General features: G+C 64.3%; 15 protein-coding genes. 12 read left to right on the top strand and 3 right to left on the bottom strand.

All coding sequences use genetic code 11. The features are described 5' to 3' along the window. Positions 1-55 precede the first annotated feature (55 nt). From tssK to NKJ58_RS21250, 9 genes are read left to right on the top strand one after another with little or no spacing between them, the layout of a single operon-like run. Positions 56-1,390 (top strand): type VI secretion system baseplate subunit TssK, encoded by a 1,335-nt coding sequence (tssK, locus tag NKJ58_RS21290; protein WP_352519181.1) that lies wholly within the window; start codon positions 56-58, stop codon positions 1,388-1,390. Positions 1,391-1,394: 4 nt separating this feature from the next. Beyond that, complete coding sequence (icmH, locus tag NKJ58_RS21285) at positions 1,395-2,720, top strand: type IVB secretion system protein IcmH/DotU (protein ID WP_023682616.1); 1,326 nt, start codon at positions 1,395-1,397, stop codon at positions 2,718-2,720. A gap of 1 nt (position 2,721) precedes the next feature. Continuing rightward, the gene (gene tssM, locus NKJ58_RS21280; RefSeq protein ID WP_023682617.1) at positions 2,722-6,258 is read left to right on the top strand and encodes a type VI secretion system membrane subunit TssM; all 3,537 of its coding nucleotides are present in this window, start codon (positions 2,722-2,724) and stop codon (positions 6,256-6,258) included. Further along, positions 6,240-6,776, top strand: a complete 537-nt coding sequence (gene tagF / locus NKJ58_RS21275) for a type VI secretion system-associated protein TagF (protein WP_023682618.1) — start codon at positions 6,240-6,242, stop codon at positions 6,774-6,776. Before tssM (NKJ58_RS21280) ends, tagF begins: the two co-directional genes overlap by 19 nt. A gap of 5 nt (positions 6,777-6,781) precedes the next feature. Then, entirely contained in the window at positions 6,782-7,648 is an 867-nt protein-coding gene (locus NKJ58_RS21270; RefSeq protein WP_023682619.1) for a DUF4150 domain-containing protein, read from the top strand. Positions 7,649-7,651: 3 nt separating this feature from the next. Next, positions 7,652-8,101, top strand: a complete 450-nt coding sequence (locus NKJ58_RS21265; protein ID WP_023682620.1) for a hypothetical protein — start codon at positions 7,652-7,654, stop codon at positions 8,099-8,101. Positions 8,102-8,119: 18 nt separating this feature from the next. Beyond that, positions 8,120-8,599 (top strand): hypothetical protein, encoded by a 480-nt coding sequence (locus NKJ58_RS21260; RefSeq protein ID WP_023682621.1) that lies wholly within the window; start codon positions 8,120-8,122, stop codon positions 8,597-8,599. Between the two features lie 3 nt (positions 8,600-8,602). Further along, a complete protein-coding gene (locus NKJ58_RS21255; protein WP_023682622.1) occupies positions 8,603-9,694 on the top strand; it encodes a DUF2169 family type VI secretion system accessory protein in 1,092 nt (363 codons plus the stop codon). Continuing rightward, the gene (locus NKJ58_RS21250) at positions 9,682-10,728 is read left to right on the top strand and encodes a hypothetical protein (RefSeq protein ID WP_023682623.1); all 1,047 of its coding nucleotides are present in this window, start codon (positions 9,682-9,684) and stop codon (positions 10,726-10,728) included. Before NKJ58_RS21255 ends, NKJ58_RS21250 begins: the two co-directional genes overlap by 13 nt. Positions 10,729-10,761: 33 nt before the next feature. Here NKJ58_RS21250 and NKJ58_RS21245 read toward each other — a convergent pair whose 3' ends face one another. The 3 genes from NKJ58_RS21245 to NKJ58_RS21235 are packed head-to-tail and all read right to left on the bottom strand — an operon-like array spanning position 10,762 to position 14,702. Next, on the bottom strand, positions 10,762-11,925 hold the full coding sequence (locus NKJ58_RS21245; RefSeq protein WP_023704807.1) for a hypothetical protein: 1,164 nt from the start codon (positions 11,923-11,925) through the stop codon (positions 10,762-10,764). A gap of 10 nt (positions 11,926-11,935) precedes the next feature. Next, positions 11,936-12,361 (bottom strand): DUF6484 domain-containing protein, encoded by a 426-nt coding sequence (locus NKJ58_RS21240; protein ID WP_023682625.1) that lies wholly within the window; start codon positions 12,359-12,361, stop codon positions 11,936-11,938. A gap of 7 nt (positions 12,362-12,368) precedes the next feature. Then, entirely contained in the window at positions 12,369-14,702 is a 2,334-nt protein-coding gene (locus tag NKJ58_RS21235) for a type VI secretion system Vgr family protein (RefSeq protein WP_023815182.1), read from the bottom strand. 271 nt (positions 14,703-14,973) lie between these two features. Between NKJ58_RS21235 and tagH the strand changes: the two genes are divergently transcribed. The 3 genes from tagH to tssM (NKJ58_RS21220) all read left to right on the top strand — a co-directional run bounded on the left by tagH (position 14,974) and on the right by tssM (NKJ58_RS21220) (position 21,291). After that, entirely contained in the window at positions 14,974-16,023 is a 1,050-nt protein-coding gene (gene tagH / locus NKJ58_RS21230) for a type VI secretion system-associated FHA domain protein TagH (protein ID WP_352853760.1), read from the top strand. A 223-nt stretch (positions 16,024-16,246) separates the two neighbouring features. Further along, entirely contained in the window at positions 16,247-17,773 is a 1,527-nt protein-coding gene (gene tssL, locus NKJ58_RS21225) for a type VI secretion system protein TssL, long form (protein ID WP_352519180.1), read from the top strand. Then, on the top strand, positions 17,770-21,291 hold the full coding sequence (gene tssM / locus NKJ58_RS21220) for a type VI secretion system membrane subunit TssM (RefSeq protein WP_352519179.1): 3,522 nt from the start codon (positions 17,770-17,772) through the stop codon (positions 21,289-21,291). Before tssL ends, tssM (NKJ58_RS21220) begins: the two co-directional genes overlap by 4 nt. Positions 21,292-21,428 lie beyond the last annotated feature (137 nt).

The raw sequence follows: 21,428 nt of genomic DNA, 5'->3' as shown, positions 1-21,428 counted from the left end.
CGGCGGGTCCGCAAAGCCGCGCCAAGGTGATGAGCAGGAAGCAGAGAGTGCCGGCATGAGCGATGCAAACAGGGTGCTGTGGTCGGAGGGGCTTTTCCTTCGCACCCAGCATTTCCAGCAACAGGACCGCTTCTTCGAAGCGACGGTGCGCGGCGCCTTGCAGGCCGGGCATCTGCATACGTTCGGCTTTCGAACGCTGATGCTCGATCAGGCACAGCTCGATGCCGGCCAGATCTCGGTGCTCTCGGCACGCGGCATCTTTCCAGACGGGACGCCGTTCGCGATCCCCGAGACGATGGATGCGCCGCGGCCGCTGGCGGTGACGCCGGAGATGGGCGCTGGACCGGTGCTGATAGCGCTGCCGCTCGAACCGCCAGGCGGCGTCGGCTTCGACCCCGCTCACGCCGAGCCGTCCGGCGCGCGCTATCGCGGCCGGATCGTGTCGGTGCGCGACGCCGTGCATGGCGGCTCCGATCCCGAGGAAATCGAGATCGCACGGCCGCAGGCGCTGTTGCTGGCGCCGGGCACGGCCGTCGGCGGCTACACCGCGCTGCCGGTGGCCGAATTCAAGGGCGTGCGCGCCGATGGCGGCGTGGCCCTGGACGACACCTTCCTGCCGCCGACCTTGGTCATCGGCGCGGCGTCCTGGTACAGCCGGCTGCTGCAGGAAGTGGTCACCGGCCTCGACCAGATCGCCGAGGCGCATGGCAAGATGGTGCTGGGCGGCCCCGGGCGCAGCGTCGAGGATCTTCTGATCCTCAATTTGGTCAACGCCGCGCGGCCGCGGCTGGCGCACATGCTGGTGCAGGATGTCTTCCATCCAGCCGAGGTCTATATGGAGCTGGCTGGCTTAGCCGGCTCGATGGCGACCTATGGCTCGAGCGCAAGGCGGCTCGGCGAACTGCCTGTTTACGACCACATGGCGCCAGGCCCGGCCTATTCGGCGCTGGCCGACGCGCTGCGTTCGCTGATCCTCAGCCTGCGCTACATCGAGCCGAAATCGCGCGCCCTGCCGGTCATGCGGCATGCCACCAATGTGTGGAAGATCCGCATCGACAACCCGAAACTTCTGGTGGCGAGCCGCATCGTGGTGCGGATCGGCTCCGAACTGTCGGAGGATGCCTTGCGCAAGATTTTCGTCAACCAGGCGACGGTCGGCTCGGCCAGCGAATTCGAAGGGCTGTGGAAATCACGCCTGCCCGGCATTCCGCTGAAGCCCCTTCATTCGCAGCCGCGCGAAATTCCCTATGACGGCGACCGGCTGTGTCTCGAACTGGACCAGAAAAGCGAGCACTGGGCCTCGCTGCTCGAAGCGCCGGGTTTTGTGATCGGCGTTTCGGGCGTGCTGCCCAGCGAACCGCAGGTCGACTGCTACTCGGTCAACAGGTGAGATGATGAGCAGGGACGATCCATTCGGACTGTCCGAGGATCGGGAGCGGACGCGCATTCGGCTGAGCGGAGCGCCAACGCCGCGCGCCATGCCGCTGCCGGCGTCAGGGGTGACCGCGAAACGCACCGCGCGCGCGCATTCGAACGTGCTCGTCAACGCGTTCTCGCCGCTGCTGGAATTTGCACCAGAACTCGAAAACGCGCAGCCGCCGGAGAACCCGGAAGCCCTGCGCACCAGGCTGCTCGACGAACTTGTGCGCTGCCGCGACACCACCATGGCGCAGGGCTCCTCGCTCGAGCGCGCCGACCAGGCCGCGTGGCTGGTGGCGGCCCTGCTCGACGATCTGGCGCTGAACACGCCGTGGGGCGGCGCCAGCGCATGGCCGCGCCAGCCGCTGGTGGTGATGCTGCGCGGCGACGTCGACGCCGGCGCGCAGTTCTTCGCCCGGCTCGAAGAGCTTGAACGCCATCCCAATCGCGACCGCGAAATGCTGGAGTTGCAATATCATTGCATGGCGCTCGGCTTCCGCGGCAAATATCGCGTTCCGGGCCGCTCCGGCGACCGTTCGCTCAATGCGGTGCGTGTGGCCGCGGCGCGTTTCCTGCGCGACAGCGACGCCGAAGGCGCACAGCTTTCGCCCAACTGGAAGGGCGTGATCGCCTCCGACGAGCCGCAGCGCTTCATCGTGCCGATCTGGGTGATGGTTGCGGCAGCGGCGGTGATCGCCACCGCCATTCATATCGGGCTGTCGATGAGCCTGAGCAGCCAGGCGGTCGAGCTTTCGGCGCTGGTTCGCGCCTTGCCGCCGCCGACGCGTACGGATGTCACCCGCGCTTCGCCGAAGGTCGACGCGCCGCCGCCGGTGGCGGTGGATTTCGCGCTGCTGCCGGAATTCCAGGCCGCGGCGCCGGACGAGCTCAAGAGAGCGCTGAGCGGCACGGAGAGCGTGTCGCTGGCGCGGCTGGTCATCCAGGCCTCCAATCCCGAACTCTTCCAGTCGTCGCGCGCGCAGCTGACAGACGGCTTCGATCCGCTCATCGCCTCGGTCGCCAAGGTGATCCTCGAGAACCAGGATCTGATCGGCGATATCACCGTGGTCGGCCACACCGACGGCGTTCCCTTGCAAAAGACCAACCCACTGTCCACCAACCAGCGGCTGTCGGAAGCCCGCGCCGCGGAAATTGCCGATATCCTGATTCAGAACGGCGTGCCGAAGGAGCGCGTGCGCTCCGAAGGCCGGGCCGCCACCGATCCGGTGGCCGACGACGGCACACGCGAAGGCCGGGCCTTGAACCGCCGCGTCGAAGTGCTGGTCGAAAAGAGGCTGTGACATGTTCATCCTGCGCTTCCTCTGGGCGGTCCTGACTTCGCGTTTCCTGTGGACGCTGATCGGCCTGGCGCTGCTGTCGCTGATCATCTGGGTATTCGGCCCGATCGTACGGGTCGGCGACTATGTGCCGATGGCGTCGGAGACGGTGCGCATCGTCATCATCGCGCTTTTGGTGATCTTCTGGCTGATCTGGCTGATCGTCGCGCAGCGCCGCGCGATCCGCGCCAACCGCATGTTCGTCGCCGAGATTTCCGCCCCGGTCGAGGAAAAGCGGCTCAGCCCGGGCGAGGAAAACGTCGCCGCGGTCGGCGCCAAGTTCCAGGACGTCATGGTCGAGTTGAAGCGCCGCAAGCTCGGCGGCCGCAAGTTCCTGCGCGAGATGCCGTGGTATGTGATCGTCGGCCCCCCGGCGACCGGCAAGACGACGGCCTTGCGCCAATCCGGCCTCAACTTTCCGATCGACCTCACCGACGATCTGCAGGGCATCGGCGGTACCCGCAACTGCGACTGGTTCTTCTCCGAAAACGCAGTGATGATCGACACCGCCGGGCGCTATGTCCAGCAGGAAAGCCAGCCCGATGTCGACGCCGTGGAATGGCTGGGTTTCCTCGATCTGTTGAAGAAGCATCGTGGCCGTCGTGCGCTCAACGGCGTCATCGTTGCGCTTGGGATCGACGCGCTGTCCGAGGGCGACGAAGCCGTCAAGGCGCATGGCCGCAAGATCCGCAGGCGCTTGGCCGAGCTCGAGGAGCGGCTGGAAATCCGCTTGCCGGTCTATCTCATGCTGACCAAGGCCGATCTGATCAGAGGCTTCGAGGCCTTCTTCAGCGGCCTGTCGACACAGGCGCGCGAACAGGTATGGGGGACGACCTTCCCGCTCGATGCACGCGTCGACGCCAAGACGATCGCGGGCGAAATCACGACGCTGTCGAGGGAGCTGGAAAAGCGGTTGGTGCCGCGGCTGGAAGACGAGGACAAGCTGGCCGAACGGGCCGAGATCTTCCGCTTTCCCGCACAGCTGCAAAGCCTGTCCGAGCCGATCCAGGTGCTGGTCGAGGCGATGTTCGGCGAGAGCCGCTACGAGGAGGCGGCCTGGCTGCGCGGCCTCTATCTGACCTCGGCGACCCAGGAAGGCGCGCCGATCGACCGGCTGACCGCGGCGCTCGCCTCCTCCTTCGGCCTGCCGGCACGACGCACGATGCCGGCGCAGCGCTTCGAGAAGCGCAGCTTCTTCCTCAAGAACCTTTTGACCGAGGTGATCTTCAAGGAGGCCGGACTCGGCACTTTCGATCCGCTGGCGCAGCGCCGCCGCAGCTGGATCTGGCGCGGTGCCGCCGCTGCCAGCGCGGCTGCGGCCATACTCGCCGGCGGCCTGTTCACCTGGTCCTACTACGACAATCGCAACGCCATCGCCGCGCAAGCCGGCCAGTTCGAAGCGCTGCAGGCGCCGCTGACGTCGACCGCGGCGACGCCCGCCTCGGTGCTGCAGCCGGCGATGGACGTTGCCCTGACCGCCATGGACGAAGTCGTCAATGCCAGGACTGCGCCTCCGAACAAGGCACAGGACCTGCTCGGACCATCGGCTTCGGCCGAGATGATGCGGGCGCAGACCGACACCTATGACCACGCTCTGCGCAACGTGCTGGAGCCGCGGATGGTGGCGCTGCTCGAAGCGACCATGTGGCGGCAGATCCGCGATCCGGACTTCATGCTGGGCGCACTCAAGACCTACCGCATGATGACCGGCCTGTCTCAGATGGACTCCGACTTCGTCGAGAATTGGTGGGTGAACGACCTGCCCGAATTCGCGCCGGCCGCGCCCTTCCCGACCGCCGATGCGGAAGAACACCAGTTGGCCGCGATCCGGCGCATGGCGGTTGACGACAGCTACATCGCGCCCGACCAGGCGCTGGTCGCCGAAGCGCTGAAAACGGTCTGCACGATCTCGCTGCCGGCGCGGGCCTACAAGCAATTGCTGGCCGATCCGGCGGTGGCCGGATTGAAGGAATGGATCCCCGCCAATTTCGCCGGGCCGAACGGCGCCAAGGTGTTTTCGCGACGCTCCGACAAGACGCTGCGCGTCGGCATATCAGGCGCCTTCACCTATGACGGCTTCCACGACGCGATCCTCGACCGGGTCGAGGATGTGGCCGCCCAGGCGGCACTCGACCGCGCGGTGTTTGCCGGCGGTTGCTCGGAAAATTCCGAGACCTCGGTGTCGGCGCTATCGGAAGATATCCTGAAGCTCTACTATGACGATTACATCGCGCAGTGGGACAGTTTTTTGCGCGACATGCGGCTGGCGCCGCTCAGCGACCTCAACATTGCCAGCGAGAATCTGAAAGACCTTTCCAGCGCCGATTCCGCGCTGAAGCGGCTGCTGACGGCGGTGGTCCAGGAGGTCGACCTCACCCGCTCGGACGAGGCGCCGACCGACGACAAGGCGGCGGCGAAGGGCGGCTCGAAACTGCTGGGCAAACTCGGCAAACTGGGCAAGATCGTCAAGACTGGCGCCAAGCTGCTGCCGCGCGCAGGATCGGCCAGCGAAGTCGACCTGACCGGCACGCTGGTGGCCGAACACTTCAAGCCGCTCAAGAGCACGATTGCCGAGGTCGACGGCCAGCCGCCGGCGCTCGATGCCGCGGTCGTTGCGCTGACGGCGCTGTCCAATGTGCTGCAAACGGTGACCGCCAATCCCGACCCGCAGGACGCGATCAAGAAACAGGGCGGGCTGGCCGAACTGACCGGCGCCGTCGCCCGCCAGGCACAGATCCTGCCCGACCCGGTCAACACCTGGCTGAGCGGCATTGCCGGCGACACCAGCGGGTTGACGCAGAAGGCCGTGGCCTCCGAGCTCAACGCCATCTGGCGCGCCGATATCCTGCCCTTCTGCCAGGCCGCGCTCAACGACCGCTATCCGTTCAGCCCAGACAGCGCCGTCGACGTCAATGTGCGCGACTTCGCCCGCCTGTTCGGACCGGCGGGCATGATCGACGGCTTCATCAACGACCATCTGCTCGGCTATGTCGATACATCGGCGCAGCCATGGAAATGGCGCGCCGATTTCGGACTCGATCCGTCGGCGCTTGCCGCCTTCGAGCAGGCGCGGCGCATTCGCGACGATCTCTTCCCTGGCGGCCAGGGCCCGGTGATGGCCTTTACGCTGGAGCCGACAGACCTGTCGCCCAACGTCACCCGTGTCACGCTCAATCTCGACGGCCAGAACCTGGTCTATTTCAACAATGCGACGCGGCCGCAACCGATGACCTGGCCCGGCAAGGACGGCACCGGCGTCATCTCGCTCGCCTTCCAGCCGATCGACGGCTCGCCCGAAATCATGCTCAACGAGACGGGTAGCTGGGCGTGGCTGAGGATGCTGCGCGGCGGCCGCTTTACCGGCACCTCGCTGTCCGACGTCTACAGCCTGCGGCTGGGGACGAAAGGCATGTACGCCGACTTCAAGCTCAAGGCGGCGAGCGTGGAAAATCCCTACAACCTCCAGATGTTCAAGAAATTCTCATGTCCGCCGCAGATCTGAACATCGGCTTCTTCGGCAAGATTCCGGCGACCGGAGATTTCGTTGCCGTAAACCTGCCGCGGACCTTCATCGACCGCTGGGACCGCTGGATGTCGATGGAGTTGCGCGAGAGGCCAGACGAGGGGGAATTGGATTCGCGTGTTTGGCGCTTCATCGTCAAGAGCGGCATTTTCGGCGACCGGCCCTGTGCCGGCGCATGGCGCATGAGCGAGGACCGCGTGGGACGCCGCTATCCGTTCGCGATCATCGGGATTGGGGCTACACCGGCACCTGACGATGCATGGTTCGACGGCGTTGCGTCAATCGTTGATGAAGCGGTCGAATTGCAGAGGACGCAGTCCTGGATAGCCGAAGGCTTGGCCAACCTTGCCGCGCCCAGCAACAGCCATGGCGATCCGAACCGGATTGGCTTCTGGCTCGACGACTGGTCGGTGCATGAGTTCGCGTTCTCGGATATTCACGACCTGGCGGCCAACGCCCTGCCGAAAATGCGCGCCCCGCGCCCTGAGACGGAATAGCTCTGATGGGCAGCACAGTCTTTGCTGAAGGCATGGGCTTCTTCCACAAAGGAAGCGGCGGCAAGGGCGTGGCGCCGGGAGATGTGTGCTTGAGCCCGCCTTCCCCGCCGGCAGGCCCGGTTCCGGTTCCATACGTCAACATGCTGTCTTCCAGCGATCTCACCAAAGGCAGTAAGAGCGTCAAGATCGAAGGCAATCCGACCGCGCTCGAAAGCTCGTCGGAGGTTGCGACCAGCACCGGCAACGAGCCGGCCACCCAAGGCCTCGGCGCGGGGGTCATAACGCACAAGATCAAGGGCAAGGGAGTGTTCAAGCTCTGGTCGTTCGTCGTCAAGGTGGAGGGTAAGGGTGTCTGCCGCCATGGCGACACCATGGAGCAGAACACGGCAAGTCCACTCCCGAACACCATCGATACCGCCGCCTTGGTCAACTTCCGCAATGCTCTTCTGGTGAAAGAGAAGAAGAAATGCACGACCGATTATTGCTACGACGATCATTACACCCAGCCAACAGGCCCGCAGAAAGCCAAGGTTCAGAACCGGCCATGCTGGGAATGCAAACGTAACCTTGACAGGTTGAAGAAACGCACGACCGGCAAGAACAAGACCGCGATCAAGCGACTGGAGGCCAAGGTCAACCGGCAAATTTCGGGGAAGGAAGCCCCGCTGATCGCCGATCACCAGCCGACGCAGAAGGCAGCGTGGTACGCGGGTGGATGCAATATAGAGATCGTCCCACAAGGCTTCAAGGATGCGATGAAAGCGCTTTACGTCAGGCCGCATTGCTCCAGCCACAGCAACAGCCAGCCGGGCCGGCAGTCGAAGGTGGACAACAAGGCGATTAGGAAGTTCATGAACGCTCGGGGGATCTAGGCGATGAGTGCAACGGGTTTTGCCGATCTCGACGCTGACTATACGGCGATAATCGATGCGTGGACCGCAGAGCTCCACGCCGTCATGCCGGCGATCGAGGAATGGTGGGGCGCACTGCAGCAGCGCCTGAACGCCTCCGGTGAGAACATAGCCAATCTGCATTGGCCCGCCGGGCTGGTGGCCCATCCACGGATTCTGGCGATCTACCGCAAGCACTACTTCAAGGTTCATGGCCTGAACCTTGAACGGTACGCCCGACAGACCGATGATGACGACGAGGACGATGAATCGAACTGGGGTGAGGATGGCGACGAAGCGGACGCCAGCGGTCCCGTGCCGCCCAATCTGCTGCTGGTCGAAATGATGTCCGAATACGACACGGAACTATTCAAGTACTTCAAGTACTTCGTCTATGTCCCGATCGGCGAGGATCCATCTCTCGAAATGTGCTGAGGCTAGAAGAAGATGGCAATGCGGATTGATCATAGTGTCGAACTCGGCCTGAACCGGCTTCTCAACGCACCCCAGGACGTTGTCGGTCCCGATCATGGAATTCGCCTTTCGCGCCGCGAGGCCTCTGCTGCCTATAGGTCCCTGTTCAAGGCCTACCTCGCTGACTTGCAGGAGACGTTCGAGGTGGCTTCCGAGATCTGGGAAGCTGGCCTCGACGAACTGGTCGATGGCGGCCTGACCGTCAATCAAGCGATCACGGCCCAGCTGGATGATGCAGCGGCCGGCCCGGCGAATCATCCGGCGGTGGTGTGGCTCGTGCGGGAATACTGGCTGCGATGCGTTGCGGTGGGGGAAACGCTGCCCGCGGCCGACCGCCTCGCGCCTGAGGTGTTCCTGCTGCAATGGGTCGTCGATGAAGGCAACAAGGAATATGTAGAACTGCTGACGGCCATGCCCTATTGGCCGATCGGGCTTGATGAAAACGGCCGGTGGTGCTGAACGATGGCCTTCGATGTCTGGCTGGAAAACAGGACACCCTTCGCCGCCGCGACGCACGTCCAATTGAATGCTGACGGCCAAGAAACTCTGATTGTCATGCTATCGGCAAGTTTCACGGCGACGGATGAAGGAAAGGAATTCCAGCCAGCGGCCGAACAGGTGCCGGTGATCTTTGGCGATGAGCCTTTTGGCGATCCGGCCCTTTCATCGACCCGCTACGAAGCGGACATCGCGCCCGTCAAGCCTGGCGCCGAGGTGATCGTGAATGGCGTCGCGCACGCGCCGGATGGAAGGCCGGTACGCGAGATGCAGGTTGGCCTGCGTGTCGGTAACTCGATCCGCAAGGTATTGCAGGTCGTCGGGGACCGGATCTACGACTCCGGCGGCTACAGCGCACCGGCGCCTTTCCGGACCATGCCGATCGTCTATGAACGCACCTATGGCGGCACTTTGGAAGACTTGCGCACGGACCAGCGCAACCCAGTCGGCGTGGGGTACCATAACGCCCGGTCTGCAGATCCTGCGGTCAGAACCGAGGCGCCCAACGTCATGTATCCGGGCGAAGCGCAAGCCCGACCTGGGGAATCCCTGAGGCCGGCGGGATTCGGGACGATTGGCCGGGGCTGGCAACCGCGCCTGGCTTTCGCCGGAACCTACGACAAGGCTTGGCTCGAATCCCAATGGCCGCTCGCTCCCAAAGACTTCGACACGCGGCATTATATGTGCGCCCCAGCCGATCAGCAGATGGCCGGCATCGGCAACGGCGAGGATATCACGGTGATCGGCATGACGGCTTCGGGCAGATGGGATTTCCGCCTGCCGCGCATCACGGCCCCGCTTCGGCTCATTTATGACGATCGTGTAGAAGAAAACGCGTTCAAGCCTGACACCGTGCTCATCGAGCCTGACTTGAAGCGCGTGACCCTTAAGGCTCGTTTGGCAGTGGTAATCCGGCGCAACGTGCCGGCGCTGCGGGAAATCGCCTTCGGCCACATTTCTCCTGTTTGGATCAATGCGCGCCGCAAGCGAAAACTCTATCTCAATCTTCTCGGCGGCGACGGGGCCCTGCGCGATCGCTCGGCGTGGCAGCCGTGAAGCGGCCGCTCTACATCTCGGTTGGTGGCGCCGTCACGCCTGCTGGATTGAACGCGCGCCAGACCATCTCAGCCATTCGCGCCAACCTGTCAGCATTTCAGGAGGTGCCTCTTTCAGAGCCGTTTCCCACCACACAGATCGTGGCACGCATTCCAGCCAAGGCGGGCCTGCGACGCAATGACGGGGTATGGCTCGCCAGCATGGGCGCCCGCGCTCTCAAGGAGGCGATGCTCGACAACAAGGCAACGCCGGACCAGACCGCTGTTCTGCTCGCGCTGCCGGAGAGTTTCCGCGACCATCCGGCGTATGAAGAGGTCGAGCGGGGGCGCCTTTTGAATGCCATTTTCGAGCGATGCGGCCTGCGCTTCAATGCCGGCTCGCGCGTATTTGACGGCGGTGCCGCAGCCAGCGCCGGACTGCTCGACTATGCCGGCGACATGCTAGAATCCGGGACCGTCGCGCAGGTGCTGCTGGGTGGTGTGGACAGCCTCGTCAACGGGACCGACATTGCGCGCTTGATGCGAGCCAATCGTCTGAAATCCGAAAACAATGCTCAAGGGGCAGTCCCTGGCGAGGGCGCTGTCTTCGTGCGCCTGACGCGAGCGCCGGGGAGCGGGCCGGCTGCAATGATTTGCGGGGCGGGCCTGGCTCAAGAGATCGACAGCGTTCTTTCCGAACGCCAGAGTCAAGGCCGTGCGATGGTGGCTTCGCTGCTTGCTGCCTTCAGCGGGTCCGGACCCAAGGAACCCGATATCGAGTTCCTTGTCAGCAATGGAAACGGGGAACGGTACAGCGGGCTCGAACAACTGGTCGGTCGCTCGCGCTTCTACCGCACGCACCGCGAGATATTCCCGACAGCCTACCCTGCGATGACGGTCGGCGACATTGGAGCCGCTAGTGCGGCACTTGTTCTGATGCTGGCGGCCGACAGTTTTATAAGCGGTTACGCGCCGGGCCGCGTCGCAGCCTGCGAGCTTGCATCCGAGGGTGGCAACCGGTCGGCGATCGCGCTTACCGACCTCCGCCAACGCTGAACGGAGGGACAAGCCTTCCCTCGGCGAAAGCGATCACATCCACGCCGGGAACTTGCGTGTCCTGCGCCAGTCTGCCAGCGGCGCCTCGGGCGTGGCGATTGCCGCGCGCAACGCATCCACCCTGAGCCTGCGCATCGAACGGAACAGACGATGGTTGCGCCCGCCGCGCCCTTCGTCCCACCATGCTTCGACGCGATCGGCGGCCGGCAGCGAGCTGTCGTCGAGTTGGGCAAAGCCCTCGCCAAGAACAGCTGGATCGGCAACGAAAAGGTCGGTGTCGCCGAAGTCCACCTCGAACAGATCGCGAAGTGCTGCACCCGCTGCGGATGCCAGTTCCGGCTCGCGCATCTTCTCGATCAGCCACGGCACCACCGCTTGGTCGCCGAGCAGCCCGATCGATGCCGTGGCCGCGATGCGCAAGACAGGCTGTCCGAGACGTGATTGCAGCCAGGCCTTGCCGGCCTTCGGCGGCGTCGTCAGCAGGCGCAACTCGATCGCCGCCTGCGCATGGTCCGTCTCCGTCAGCACGATCTTGTCGATCACCGAGTGCGCGGACCGAGCCTCGCCAAGCAGGCAAGCAGCGAAGGCGGCCGCAAGACGTTCTTTCGTTGTCTCGCCGTCAAGCCCAGCCAGGACTTCCGGAAGCAGGTCGCGCCGCCTGAGCACGCCGGCGAGCCGGACGGCGCGCCAACGCACGTTCGCATTGGAATGGCTGGCCAGATCATGCAGGCGCTGTCCCGGATCGACGCGATGATGCCAGAGCGCAGATAGCCCAAGACAGCGCAGCCGCGCGTCGCGCGTGTCCAGCCACTGCGCCACGAACGGGCGCAGGTTTTCGCCCGGCGTGCGCGCGATCGCGGCAGACAGGCTCGATATGCCGGCGTCACCTAGGCTTGCGCCCGCGTCGATTGCAGAGGTCACCAATTTGGCATCGCTCCAACGCATTGCCAGAGTGCCAAGCACGAAAATCTCGCCCGGTTCGGCGTAGTCGGCGAAGCGCGCTTGAGCAGCTTCCCAACCGGCCTTGCCGGCTGCCATGAGCCCTTCGAGATTGGCTTCGAGACGCTGGTCGATGCGGCCGATATCGGTCTCGTCGAGGATTGGACCGTCGATCTCCAGACGACGTCGAAGCCACAGGAACGCCGCGTCCTCGGCGTGTTGGTCCACGATCGCCGCAATGGTCGCGATGCTGTGCATCGGCAATGCCTCAGTTAAGATGCACGGCCCCGCCGCGGATGCGGTTGGTGCCACTGGCCTGGCTGGTCAACTGGGTGCCACGAATGGTCACGCGTCCATTCTTCTCCAGAATGATCGATGCCAGGCCGCAGCGCAGTTCAATGCGCTCATCGCCGTTGATGACGACACGTTCGCCGTCGCGGACGACTTCGAGGCTCCTGCCGCGGGGCGCAGGATCGACGATGCGCCCGACCACCAGCGGCCGCGCCGGGTCGCCGCCCTCGAAGAGCAAAGCCAGTTCGGATCCGACGGCCGAAACGTCCAGCTCCGTCAGGCTGCGCGCCGCTATCGCGGTCTCGCGCGGATTGCCGACGAAGACAACCAGCGGCGCCCCGCCTTGGAAGCCGATCAGCAGGCCGATCACGACGCCGTCGATACGCTCCAGCACTTCCATGATGATGCCCTCAATTGTTGTTGATCGTGCTGCCCTTGACGATCACCTCGCCGTCGGCCTTGACGGTGATCTTGCCGCTGCCCTTGAGGGTAATATCCTTCCCATCAGCGACAATGGTGCCATCCTTTTTCATCGTGATCGAGGCCGAACCGCATTTGAGCGTGATCGAGTCGGCCGCCTCGATCATCAGATTCTTGCCGACCTTGATCACACTGTCTTCGGCTATCTGGATTCCGCTGCCTTTGCCGACCTTGAGCGCGTGCCCGCCGCCGACATCGGTTGCGTCGTCCGCAGCGATTTTTGCCGACCTGCCCTTGCCGATCTGCGACGACTGTGCCCCGCCGATGGTGAAACTCTGATCGGCGCCAACATTGACGCTTTGCGCCGCCGCGATGTTCCAGCTATCAGCCGCGCCGATATCGTGGCTCTGCGCAGCACCTACGGTGACCGACCGCGTCGCACCGATCGTGTTCGTCTGCGGACCGCCCACAGTTCGGGTCTCGGATGCTCCGACCGAATCGACCCGGGCCGCGCCAACGGTCACCGTCTGGACGATTGCAACCGTCTGGGTGTGGTTGGCACCTATGGTCTCCGTGGAGTTCGAGCCGATGTTGATCGTCTCATCGACCCCCACCGTCAGTGAGCGGTTCTTGCCCACCGTCTCAGTGTCGTTCGACCCGATATTGGTCGTCTGGTCGACGCCGACCTTGACCGTCTTGTTGTTGCCGACGTCCTCGTCGAGGTTGTGACCGACGGAGTGCTTGGCGTCGTGGTCTATGCGGTCGGACTGGTCGTGCTGGACCAGCTTCTGGCGATCATTCTTGATCAGAAGGTGATGGTCCTTCTGCGCCTGGAAATTGACCAGTTCGGAGCCGGCCTTGTCCTCGAACATCAGCTCGTTGTAGCCGCCACCGCCCTTCGACGAGTTGGATTTCCAGCCCGACTGCGTGGCGTTGCCGGGCAGCCCGTAGGGCGGCATCTGCGAGGCGTTGTAGACCCGGCCGGTGATGATCGGCAGATCCGGATTGCCTTCGATGAAATCGACGATCACTTCCTGGCCGATGCGGGGAATCTGGATGAAGCCCCAGCCGCTGCCGGCCCAGGTCTGCGACACGCGCACGAAGCACGAGCTCTTCTGGTCCTTCTTGCCCAGGCGGTCCCAGTGGAACTGCACCTTCACCCTGGCATATTTGTCGGTGAAGATTTCCTCGCCGGACGGACCGACGACCGTCGCCGTCTGTGGCCCGCGCATGATCGGCCGCGTCGTGATGCGCGGTGGCCGATAGGCGACTGAAGTCGGCGCCACGCCGAGCACGACCTTGAAATTCTCGCCATCGGTGTCGACGCCGGCGCGGTAGCCCGGATCGAACAGCCGGTATTCGGCGCTGACGACCAGATACTCCTTGTTCTGGTCTTTGCGCGGAAAGCCGTCGAGCTTGAAGGTGCAGCCGGAGAACAGGCCGCGCACGGTGCCGACGGCGGCAATGCGCATATGCGGCGCCTGGATTTCTTCGCGCCTGATCGCCGCCAGGCTGTCGCCGCGGCCGACTTCCAGATGCGCGCCGGGGTGGCGATAGTTCTCGCCGGCAGCCTGCTTGTGGCCGAAGGGCTGCGCCGACTTCGCCATCAAATCGGCGGCGGGTTTTTCGAAGTCATAATCGGTGTGGGCATAGGCGCCGGGGCGCACCGCGCTGCCTGGAATCCAGTCGGTGATGTATTCGACGTCGCGGCGCGAGCCCTGCCCTTCGAACTGATATAGCACCGTCTCATAGCCCGGCGCCGGCTTGAGCTTGCTCATGGCGTCGGCCAGGATCAGTGTGTGCTCACCCTCGGCATGCTCGAAGAAGTACATTATGCCTTCATGCTCGAGCAGCCGCTGCACGAAATCGAGGTCGCTCTCGTCGTACTGCACGCAATATTCGCGCGGCGGATAGGAGCCTTGCAAGCGCTTCTCGAACTTGGCGATGCCGCCATATTTGGAGAAAATCTCCTCCACGATCTCGACGGCGGTCTTGTCCTGGAAAATGCGGCAGTCGGTGGTATTGCCGAGGAACCACAGCCACGGCCTGACGACCGCCTCATAGTGAGCCAGCCGATCTTCGATGCGGGTAAGGCGAAACTCGGCGATGAGGCCGCTGAACCAGCGCTTGGGGTCGGCCTCGCCTTCGATCGAAACGGCGCCGCCCAGCATCTTCAGCGGGTCGATATCGGCATTGGTCGAAACAAATCCAACGGTGTAGGCAAGGCAGCGGCTGATCTCGTCGCGGCCGACGAGATGCGTGAAAGTCAACAGTTCGGCGCCGACCGGCGTCTGCACAAGCGCGGCGCGTTGTTCACTCGGCATGGGTCGTGCCCCTCCTGAGCGCTAGTGTGGCAGGTTCGAAGCCCTTCTTGTGTTAACGACCTCACGTTCAGGGATATTTCGCAACTTGCCACCCAAGCCATGTTGAGCCTACCACATGTTCTATGGCAGACCAAAGAGGACAAGCGGCAGGCCGTTGCTGTTTGCGCCGCTTTCGCCAGTGTGAAACGCCGCTCTCCCGCTGTGCCCGCAAGCTGCTAGACTGTGGCACATCGGATCAATGGAAACGGCAGCGGTCGACGGTCCATAGCGCATGTTCATCAGTCTGCAGATCAGCAATGTCGATGTCCTGCCTGCCGGGCTGCCGCCCGGCTACGCATCGCGCGACCGCGGCTTCGAGATCGGGCGGGAGAACTGCGCCTGGACCTTGCCCGATCCGGACAAGTTCATCTCCGGCCGACATTGCGAAATCCGCTACGAAGGCGGCGCCTTTTTTCTCCACGACGTCTCGCGCAACGGCACATTCGTCAACGGGTCGAGCCAGCGCCTGACCGGCCCGCATCGGTTGGCGCAAGGTGACCGGCTCCGGATCGGCCGCTATATCGTCTCGGTGTCGATCGATGACGGGAACCCAGCCTTCGGTGGCCATGGTTCGACGCAACGGCAGATGCCAGTTGCCGGATCCTTTCCAGACCATGTCGCATCGCCACGGTCACCGACCGCGCCACCCGCTTCGGTCTCCAGCCGGCCGCAGCAAGCCGACGAGATCCTGCGCGCGATTGCCGCCGGCGCCGGCATTCCGCCAGAGGTGCTTTTGCTGCGCCAACCGCAGGAGGTAGCCGGCGAGATCGGCGCGGTGCTGCGCATCGTCGTCGACGAGCTGGTGTTGCTGTTGAAGGCGCGCGCCGCTGCAAAAGTCCTGGCCAAGACCAGCGACCGGACCATGATCAATTCCGCCGACAACAATCCGCTGAAGTTCGTGCCCGGGACAGACGAAATCCTCGACATCATGTTCGCGCGGCGCAGGGCCGGCTATCTCGATGCCAGGCACAGCATCGAAGACGCTTTCCACGACCTCAAAACACATGAATTCGCCACCTTCGCCGCCATGCAGGCAGCGCTGTCGCGGTTGCTTGACGATCTGTCGCCCGAGGCGATTGCGAAAAAACTGCCGCCATCCTCCTTTGCCTCGAAGAAGACGCGCGCCTGGGACGCGCTGGTCGCGACCTGGCGGGCCAAGGAGGAAGCGCACGAGAACGGCATGCTGGACATATTCCTCACCTATTTCAGTGAAGCCTATGCCAAGGCCGCCAAACAGAAGACCGGCAAGGGCCAAGCCCGCGCACCGCTGAAGACACCGTGAAGGCGACCCGAGCACGGGCCGGCCACCAAAATTGCGCCGGGTTTCCATCGCAACCTTCTGAGACTACGATCACATACGACGATTGAGCACGCGGGTACGGTTGGTCGACCTCGGGGGTCTGCGGCACATGTCATGTCACGGCGAGATAGCGTCCTGCGGTCCGCGTTTGCGCGGACATGGCGCTGTGCGTCGCGGCGCGCGGGCGTAGAGGCAGGGATCGGCGATGAGCTCGAAGGATGATCCTTTCGATCCGACCGGCAAAACCGTCATCCGCCCCAGCCGCCCCAATCCCGGCCGCAAGCAAAAGACGGTTCTCGCCCGCGATGCGCCGGCCCCCGGCAGTACGGTGATCGCCCCTGCCAGCGTCCCGGAACCCACGGTTTTCGATCCCAACGCCGGCCGCCAGCCGCCGTCCGACGTCACGGGGACGGTGATCTATCAGGGAACGCCCTTCGCCAACGCGCCGGCCGATCCGCCCGTTCACGGCTCAGCCGGGACGGCGGGGAAAACGCCATGGGATGCGCTGCACGGCGCCAGCGATGCCGTCGATTATGGCGCGGCCAACCCGATCGTCGCTGCCGCGGCGCCCTTGCTGATACTGCTTGGGCATCTGCGGCTGATGGCTGTCGAAAGACCGGCCGAGCCGCTGGCGCAGCATGTCGCCGGCCTGATCGAGGATTTCGACCGCAAGATCGCCAGGACCGATACCTCGGAAGAGGATGCGCGCATCGCCAGCTATGTGCTTTGCGAAACCGCCGACGATATCGTCGCCAATCTGCCCGGTTCCAGCCGGGATGCGTGGGCGCAGCACGCCATGCTGCAGCGCTTCTTCCAGGTCAAACCCACCGGCGCCGGTTTTTTCCAGGCGCTGAACACGGTGCTGGCGACGCCGGAACCTCATCGCAATCTCATCGAGCTGATGCATGTCTGCCTGTCGCTTGGCTTCGAAGGCCAGTATCGCGGCCAGCCGCGCGAGAGCCTCGAACGGGTCCGCCGCGACGCCTACGAGACATCAGCCTATTTCCGCGTCCTCGGTGACGACGACATTTCGCCGCGCTGGCAAGGCTTGTCGGTCACATCGGCGCAAGGCTCCAGGCGGGTTCCGCTCTGGGCCATAGCCGCTGCAACCGCGGCAGTTTTGACCGCAGCCTTTTTCACGCTGCGCGTGCTCATCACCAATGATGGCGAGGCTGTTGCCGGCGAGTTGCTGGCGCTCAATCCGGCGACGCCGGTCACCATCGAGCGCACCGGTTTCGTGCCGCTGACCGAGGAGGTGAAAGTCGTCGCAGCGCCAACGACGATTGCGCAGGTCGATCGCATCCGCACTGCCTTGGCCAAGGAGATCGAAGGCGGCGGCGTCAGCGTCGGCACCAAGGGTGATTTCATCATCGTGGAAATCAGCAACGCCCTGCTGTTCCAGTCGGGACGAGCCGAGGTCAAGCCGGAGTTCGAGCCGGTGGCCGCCAGCATCGCGGCGGCTCTCGACGCGGAGCGCGGGCCGATCCGGATCGTCGGCCACACCGACAACGTCAAACCGAAGAAGACCAGCGCCTTCAAATCGAATTTCGACCTCTCCGTCGCACGTGCCCAGTCGGTGGAAAAGATGATCGCAGCGCATTTCAGCGATCCGTCGCGGACAAAGGTCGAGGGCAAGGGCGAGGACGAGCCCATCGCCGACAATGCAACGCCGGACGGCCGCGCCAAAAACCGCCGTGTCGATGTAATGATCCCGCGGGAGGAGATGCTGTGACCGGCTGGCTGCTGCGCATCTTCAGCGCGCTCGCGCTCGCCGGCTTTGCCGCCGCGGTCTGGTACGCCGGCCCGTTAATCCGCTTTGCCGGCGCCCGGCCGTTGGATCCCATCTGGCTGCGGGCAGCGATCATCGGCATCGTCGTCGGAACGGTGGCGATCATCTATGCAATCCGGTTCTGGCGCAGGCGCAAGGCGCAGAAGGCGCTGGAGGCCGCCATGGCCAGCGCCGAGGATGACGGCAGCGATGCAAAGGTGCTGGAAGCTCGCATGAACGAAGCAGTCGCGACGCTCAGGCAGTCGAGCGGCAAGCGCAACTTCCTCTACGACGTCCCCTGGTACATCGTCATCGGCCCGCCGGGCGCCGGCAAGACCACCGCGCTGGTCAATTCCGGCCTGAACTTTCCGCTTGCCGGGTCGGGCCAGGCGCAGCCGGTGGCGGGTGTCGGCGGTACGCGCAATTGCGACTGGTGGTTCACCGACGAGGCGGTGCTGATCGACACGGCCGGGCGCTACACGACGCAGGATTCCCATGCACGGACCGACAGCAAAAGCTGGCTGGCGTTCCTGTCGCTGCTCAAGCGGCACCGGACGCGTCAGCCGATCAATGGCGTCATCCTGGCGATCAGCCTTGCCGATCTGATGGCGGACGGAGAGCAGGCGGCCCGTGTCGCCGAGATCCGCAGCCGCCTGCAGGAAATCCACGAGGTCCTGAAGGTCCGCTTTCCCGTCTACGTGCTGTTCACCAAGGCCGACCTGGTCTCCGGATTCATGGAATATTTCGGCGGTTTCGACGAAGCACGCCGGCGCAAGGTGTGGGGCGCGACCTTCCAGACCGCCGAGCGCGGCCTGAACATGGTCGCAGAAGCGCCAGCCGAATTCGACGCGCTGGTGAAGCGCCTGACCGAAGAGATGAGCGAGCGGCTGCAGGCGGAGACCGATCCGGTCGCGCGCATCGCCATTTTCGGCTTCGCCGCGCAGCTCGGTGCGCTGAAAGGCCGGATCGTGAATTTCCTCGAGGGCGTTTTCGAGCCGACGCGCAAGCAGCTGAACGCCCCCCTGCGCGGCCTGTATTTTTCTTCCGGCACGCAGGAAGGCACGCCGATCGACCAGTTGCTGGGCAGCATAGGCCGCAGTTTCGGCAGGAATGCCCAGGCGCATCTTTCCGGCACCGGCAAAAGCTTCTTCCTGCACGATCTGTTGAGCCGCGTCATTTTCGCCGAGTCCGGCTGGGTGTCCTATGACAGGGCGGCCGACAGGCGCGTTGCGATCGCCCGCTACGCCGGCCTGACAGCGATCGCGGCCATAGCGATCGCCGCGCTTGGCGTTCTCGGCCTGAGCTTTACGACCAACAAATCGCTGGTCGCCGCGACCGGCCAGGCGGCAGGCCAATACCGCGCGACAGCCGCGCCGCTGCTGGCCAGCACGACGGTGTTGGATGCCGACCTCGAAACCGTCATCGGCGCGCTCGATGCGCTGCGCGGCCTGCCGGCCGGCTACGATACGAGAGACCAGCCCACCCCGGCCACGGCGACGTTCGGCCTCAGCCAGCGTGAGCGTATCCTTTCGGCCTCCGAGACCGCCTACCGGCAGGGGCTGGAGCGGATGTTCCGCTCGCGCCTGCTGTTCCAGCTCGAACGCACGATCGAGGCCAGGATGGCCGATCCGATGGCGCTGTACGAGCCGTTGAAGATTTACCTGATGCTGGGCGGCAAGGCGCCGAAAGTGGATGACGAGCTGGTCGTCACCTGGCTGAAGCGGGACTGGGAACAGAACCGCTATCCCGGCGCCCACAATCGCGACGGCCGCGCGCAACTGGAGAAGCATTTGCGCGCCATGCTGGCCCTCGACGATGACCAGGATCCCTCGTTCGAACTCAACCGCGCGCTGGTCGAATCCGCCCAGCGCTCGCTCGGCCGCATGAGCCTTGCCGATCGCGCCACCGCGCTCATCCAGTCGGCCACCTATGCGGCGGCGCTGGACGATTTTTCGGTGTCATCGCAAGCCGGCGCGGAGGCGCCGATGCTGTTCGAGCGCAATGACGGAAACGATCTCGCCGGCCTTCGCGTCCCCGGTCTCTACACCCATGCCGGCTTCGACTTCTATCTGGCGCAACTTGCCAGGAGCGCGCAGGCGCTGGTCGACGATCAATGGGTGATCGGCTCGAGCGGCGAGCAAGGCGGTTTCGACCAGGAACTGCTCAAGCTCGGCCCGGAGCTGCTCGATCGCTATGGCAAGGGCTTTGCGGCGGCGTGGAACGAGGTGCTCGACAGGTTGAAGTTCAAGGCAATGGCCGCCGACAAACCGCAATATCTGGCGCTGTCCGCAGCGGGATCACCGAGTTCGCCGCTGATGCAGCTGTTCGAGGCGATCGCGCGCGAAACAGCTTTGACGCAAGAGCGCAATCCGGCTGCGCCGTCTCAAGACAGCGACCAGGAAATCGCCGCGCGCGCCAAGGGCCTCGCCCGCATCGGCATCGAGATTGCGGCGCGCAAATCGCAGAGCAGGGCCGGGACCGCCTTTGTCAGCACCCAGAACCAGGATCCCGGCGCCAACATCGAAGCCCAGTTCCGGTCTTTCCAGGCTTTGGTGGCCGGGGCGCCGGGGCAGCGGCCGCTCGACGCTCTGACCCAGAATTTCCGCGAAATCTACCAAAGCGTGCGGCTGGCGGCCGATGTCCCCGCGCAGACCGACCAGGCCAACGCCAATCTGCAGCTGCAGATCTCGACGCTGCGCGCCAATGCCTCGCGGCTGCCGAAGGCGCTGGCCAGGATGGTGAGCGCGGCGGCGGACGATTTCGAGGGCACCGTCGCCGAAACATCGACCACGCATCTCAACGAGATGCTGGAAGAGACCGTTGGCCGTCCGTGCGAAGAGGTGATTGCCGGGCGCTTTCCATTCGCCCCCGCCGGCACCGACGATGTCGCCATGGCGGATTTTGCGAGATTGTTTTCTCCGGGCGGGGTTCTCGACCGGTTTTTCGCGCAGAACCTGGCGTCGCTGGTCGACATGAGCGGCCAGGACTGGGACTGGAAACAGGACACCAGGTTCGGCCGCAATCTGGCGAAATCGACGCTGAAGAACTTTCAGCTCGCGGCACAAATCCGCGCGGCTTTCTTTCCGCTCGGCGGGCCGGCGCCGTCGATCAACATCACCTTCACGCCGCTGTCGCTGCATGGCGATGCCGACATGGCGCTGCTCAATATCGACGGCCAGGTGTTGCAGGCCACCCAGGCCGGCAACACGCCGGGCCTGATTCCGTGGCCGGGCAAGACCGGTTCGGCCAGTCTCAGCCTGACGCCGGAGCTGCCCGGCCGTGAGTCCGCAATCAAATTCGACGGCCCCTGGGCGTTGAAACGATTGCTGGACAAGGGACAGGTCACCGCCAATGGCGACAGTCTCGAAGCGCATTTCGTCATCGGCGGACGGGATGTCGCCTACACGATCAAGACCGGGGAGGACGGCAACCCATTCACGCTGCCGGCGCTTTCCGCCTTCAGCTGTCCGAAGGCTTTCTGATGGGGAATTGCATGGCAGGACCAAAGATTGCAGGACGCAGAGACAGCGGCGGCACCACACCGTCCGTCATCAGCGGCTTAGATTTCGATACTCTAATGAATGGGGCTGTGGCAGACTGGCCAGGCACGTCAGCCAAG

The sequence above is a fragment of the Mesorhizobium sp. M0139 genome (assembly GCF_040322455.1).
In the GTDB taxonomy this organism is placed as follows: Bacteria; Pseudomonadota; Alphaproteobacteria; order Rhizobiales; family Rhizobiaceae; genus Mesorhizobium.
The sequence above is the reverse complement of the archived record's forward strand: the minus strand, read 5'-3'. Positions and strand labels throughout refer to the sequence as shown.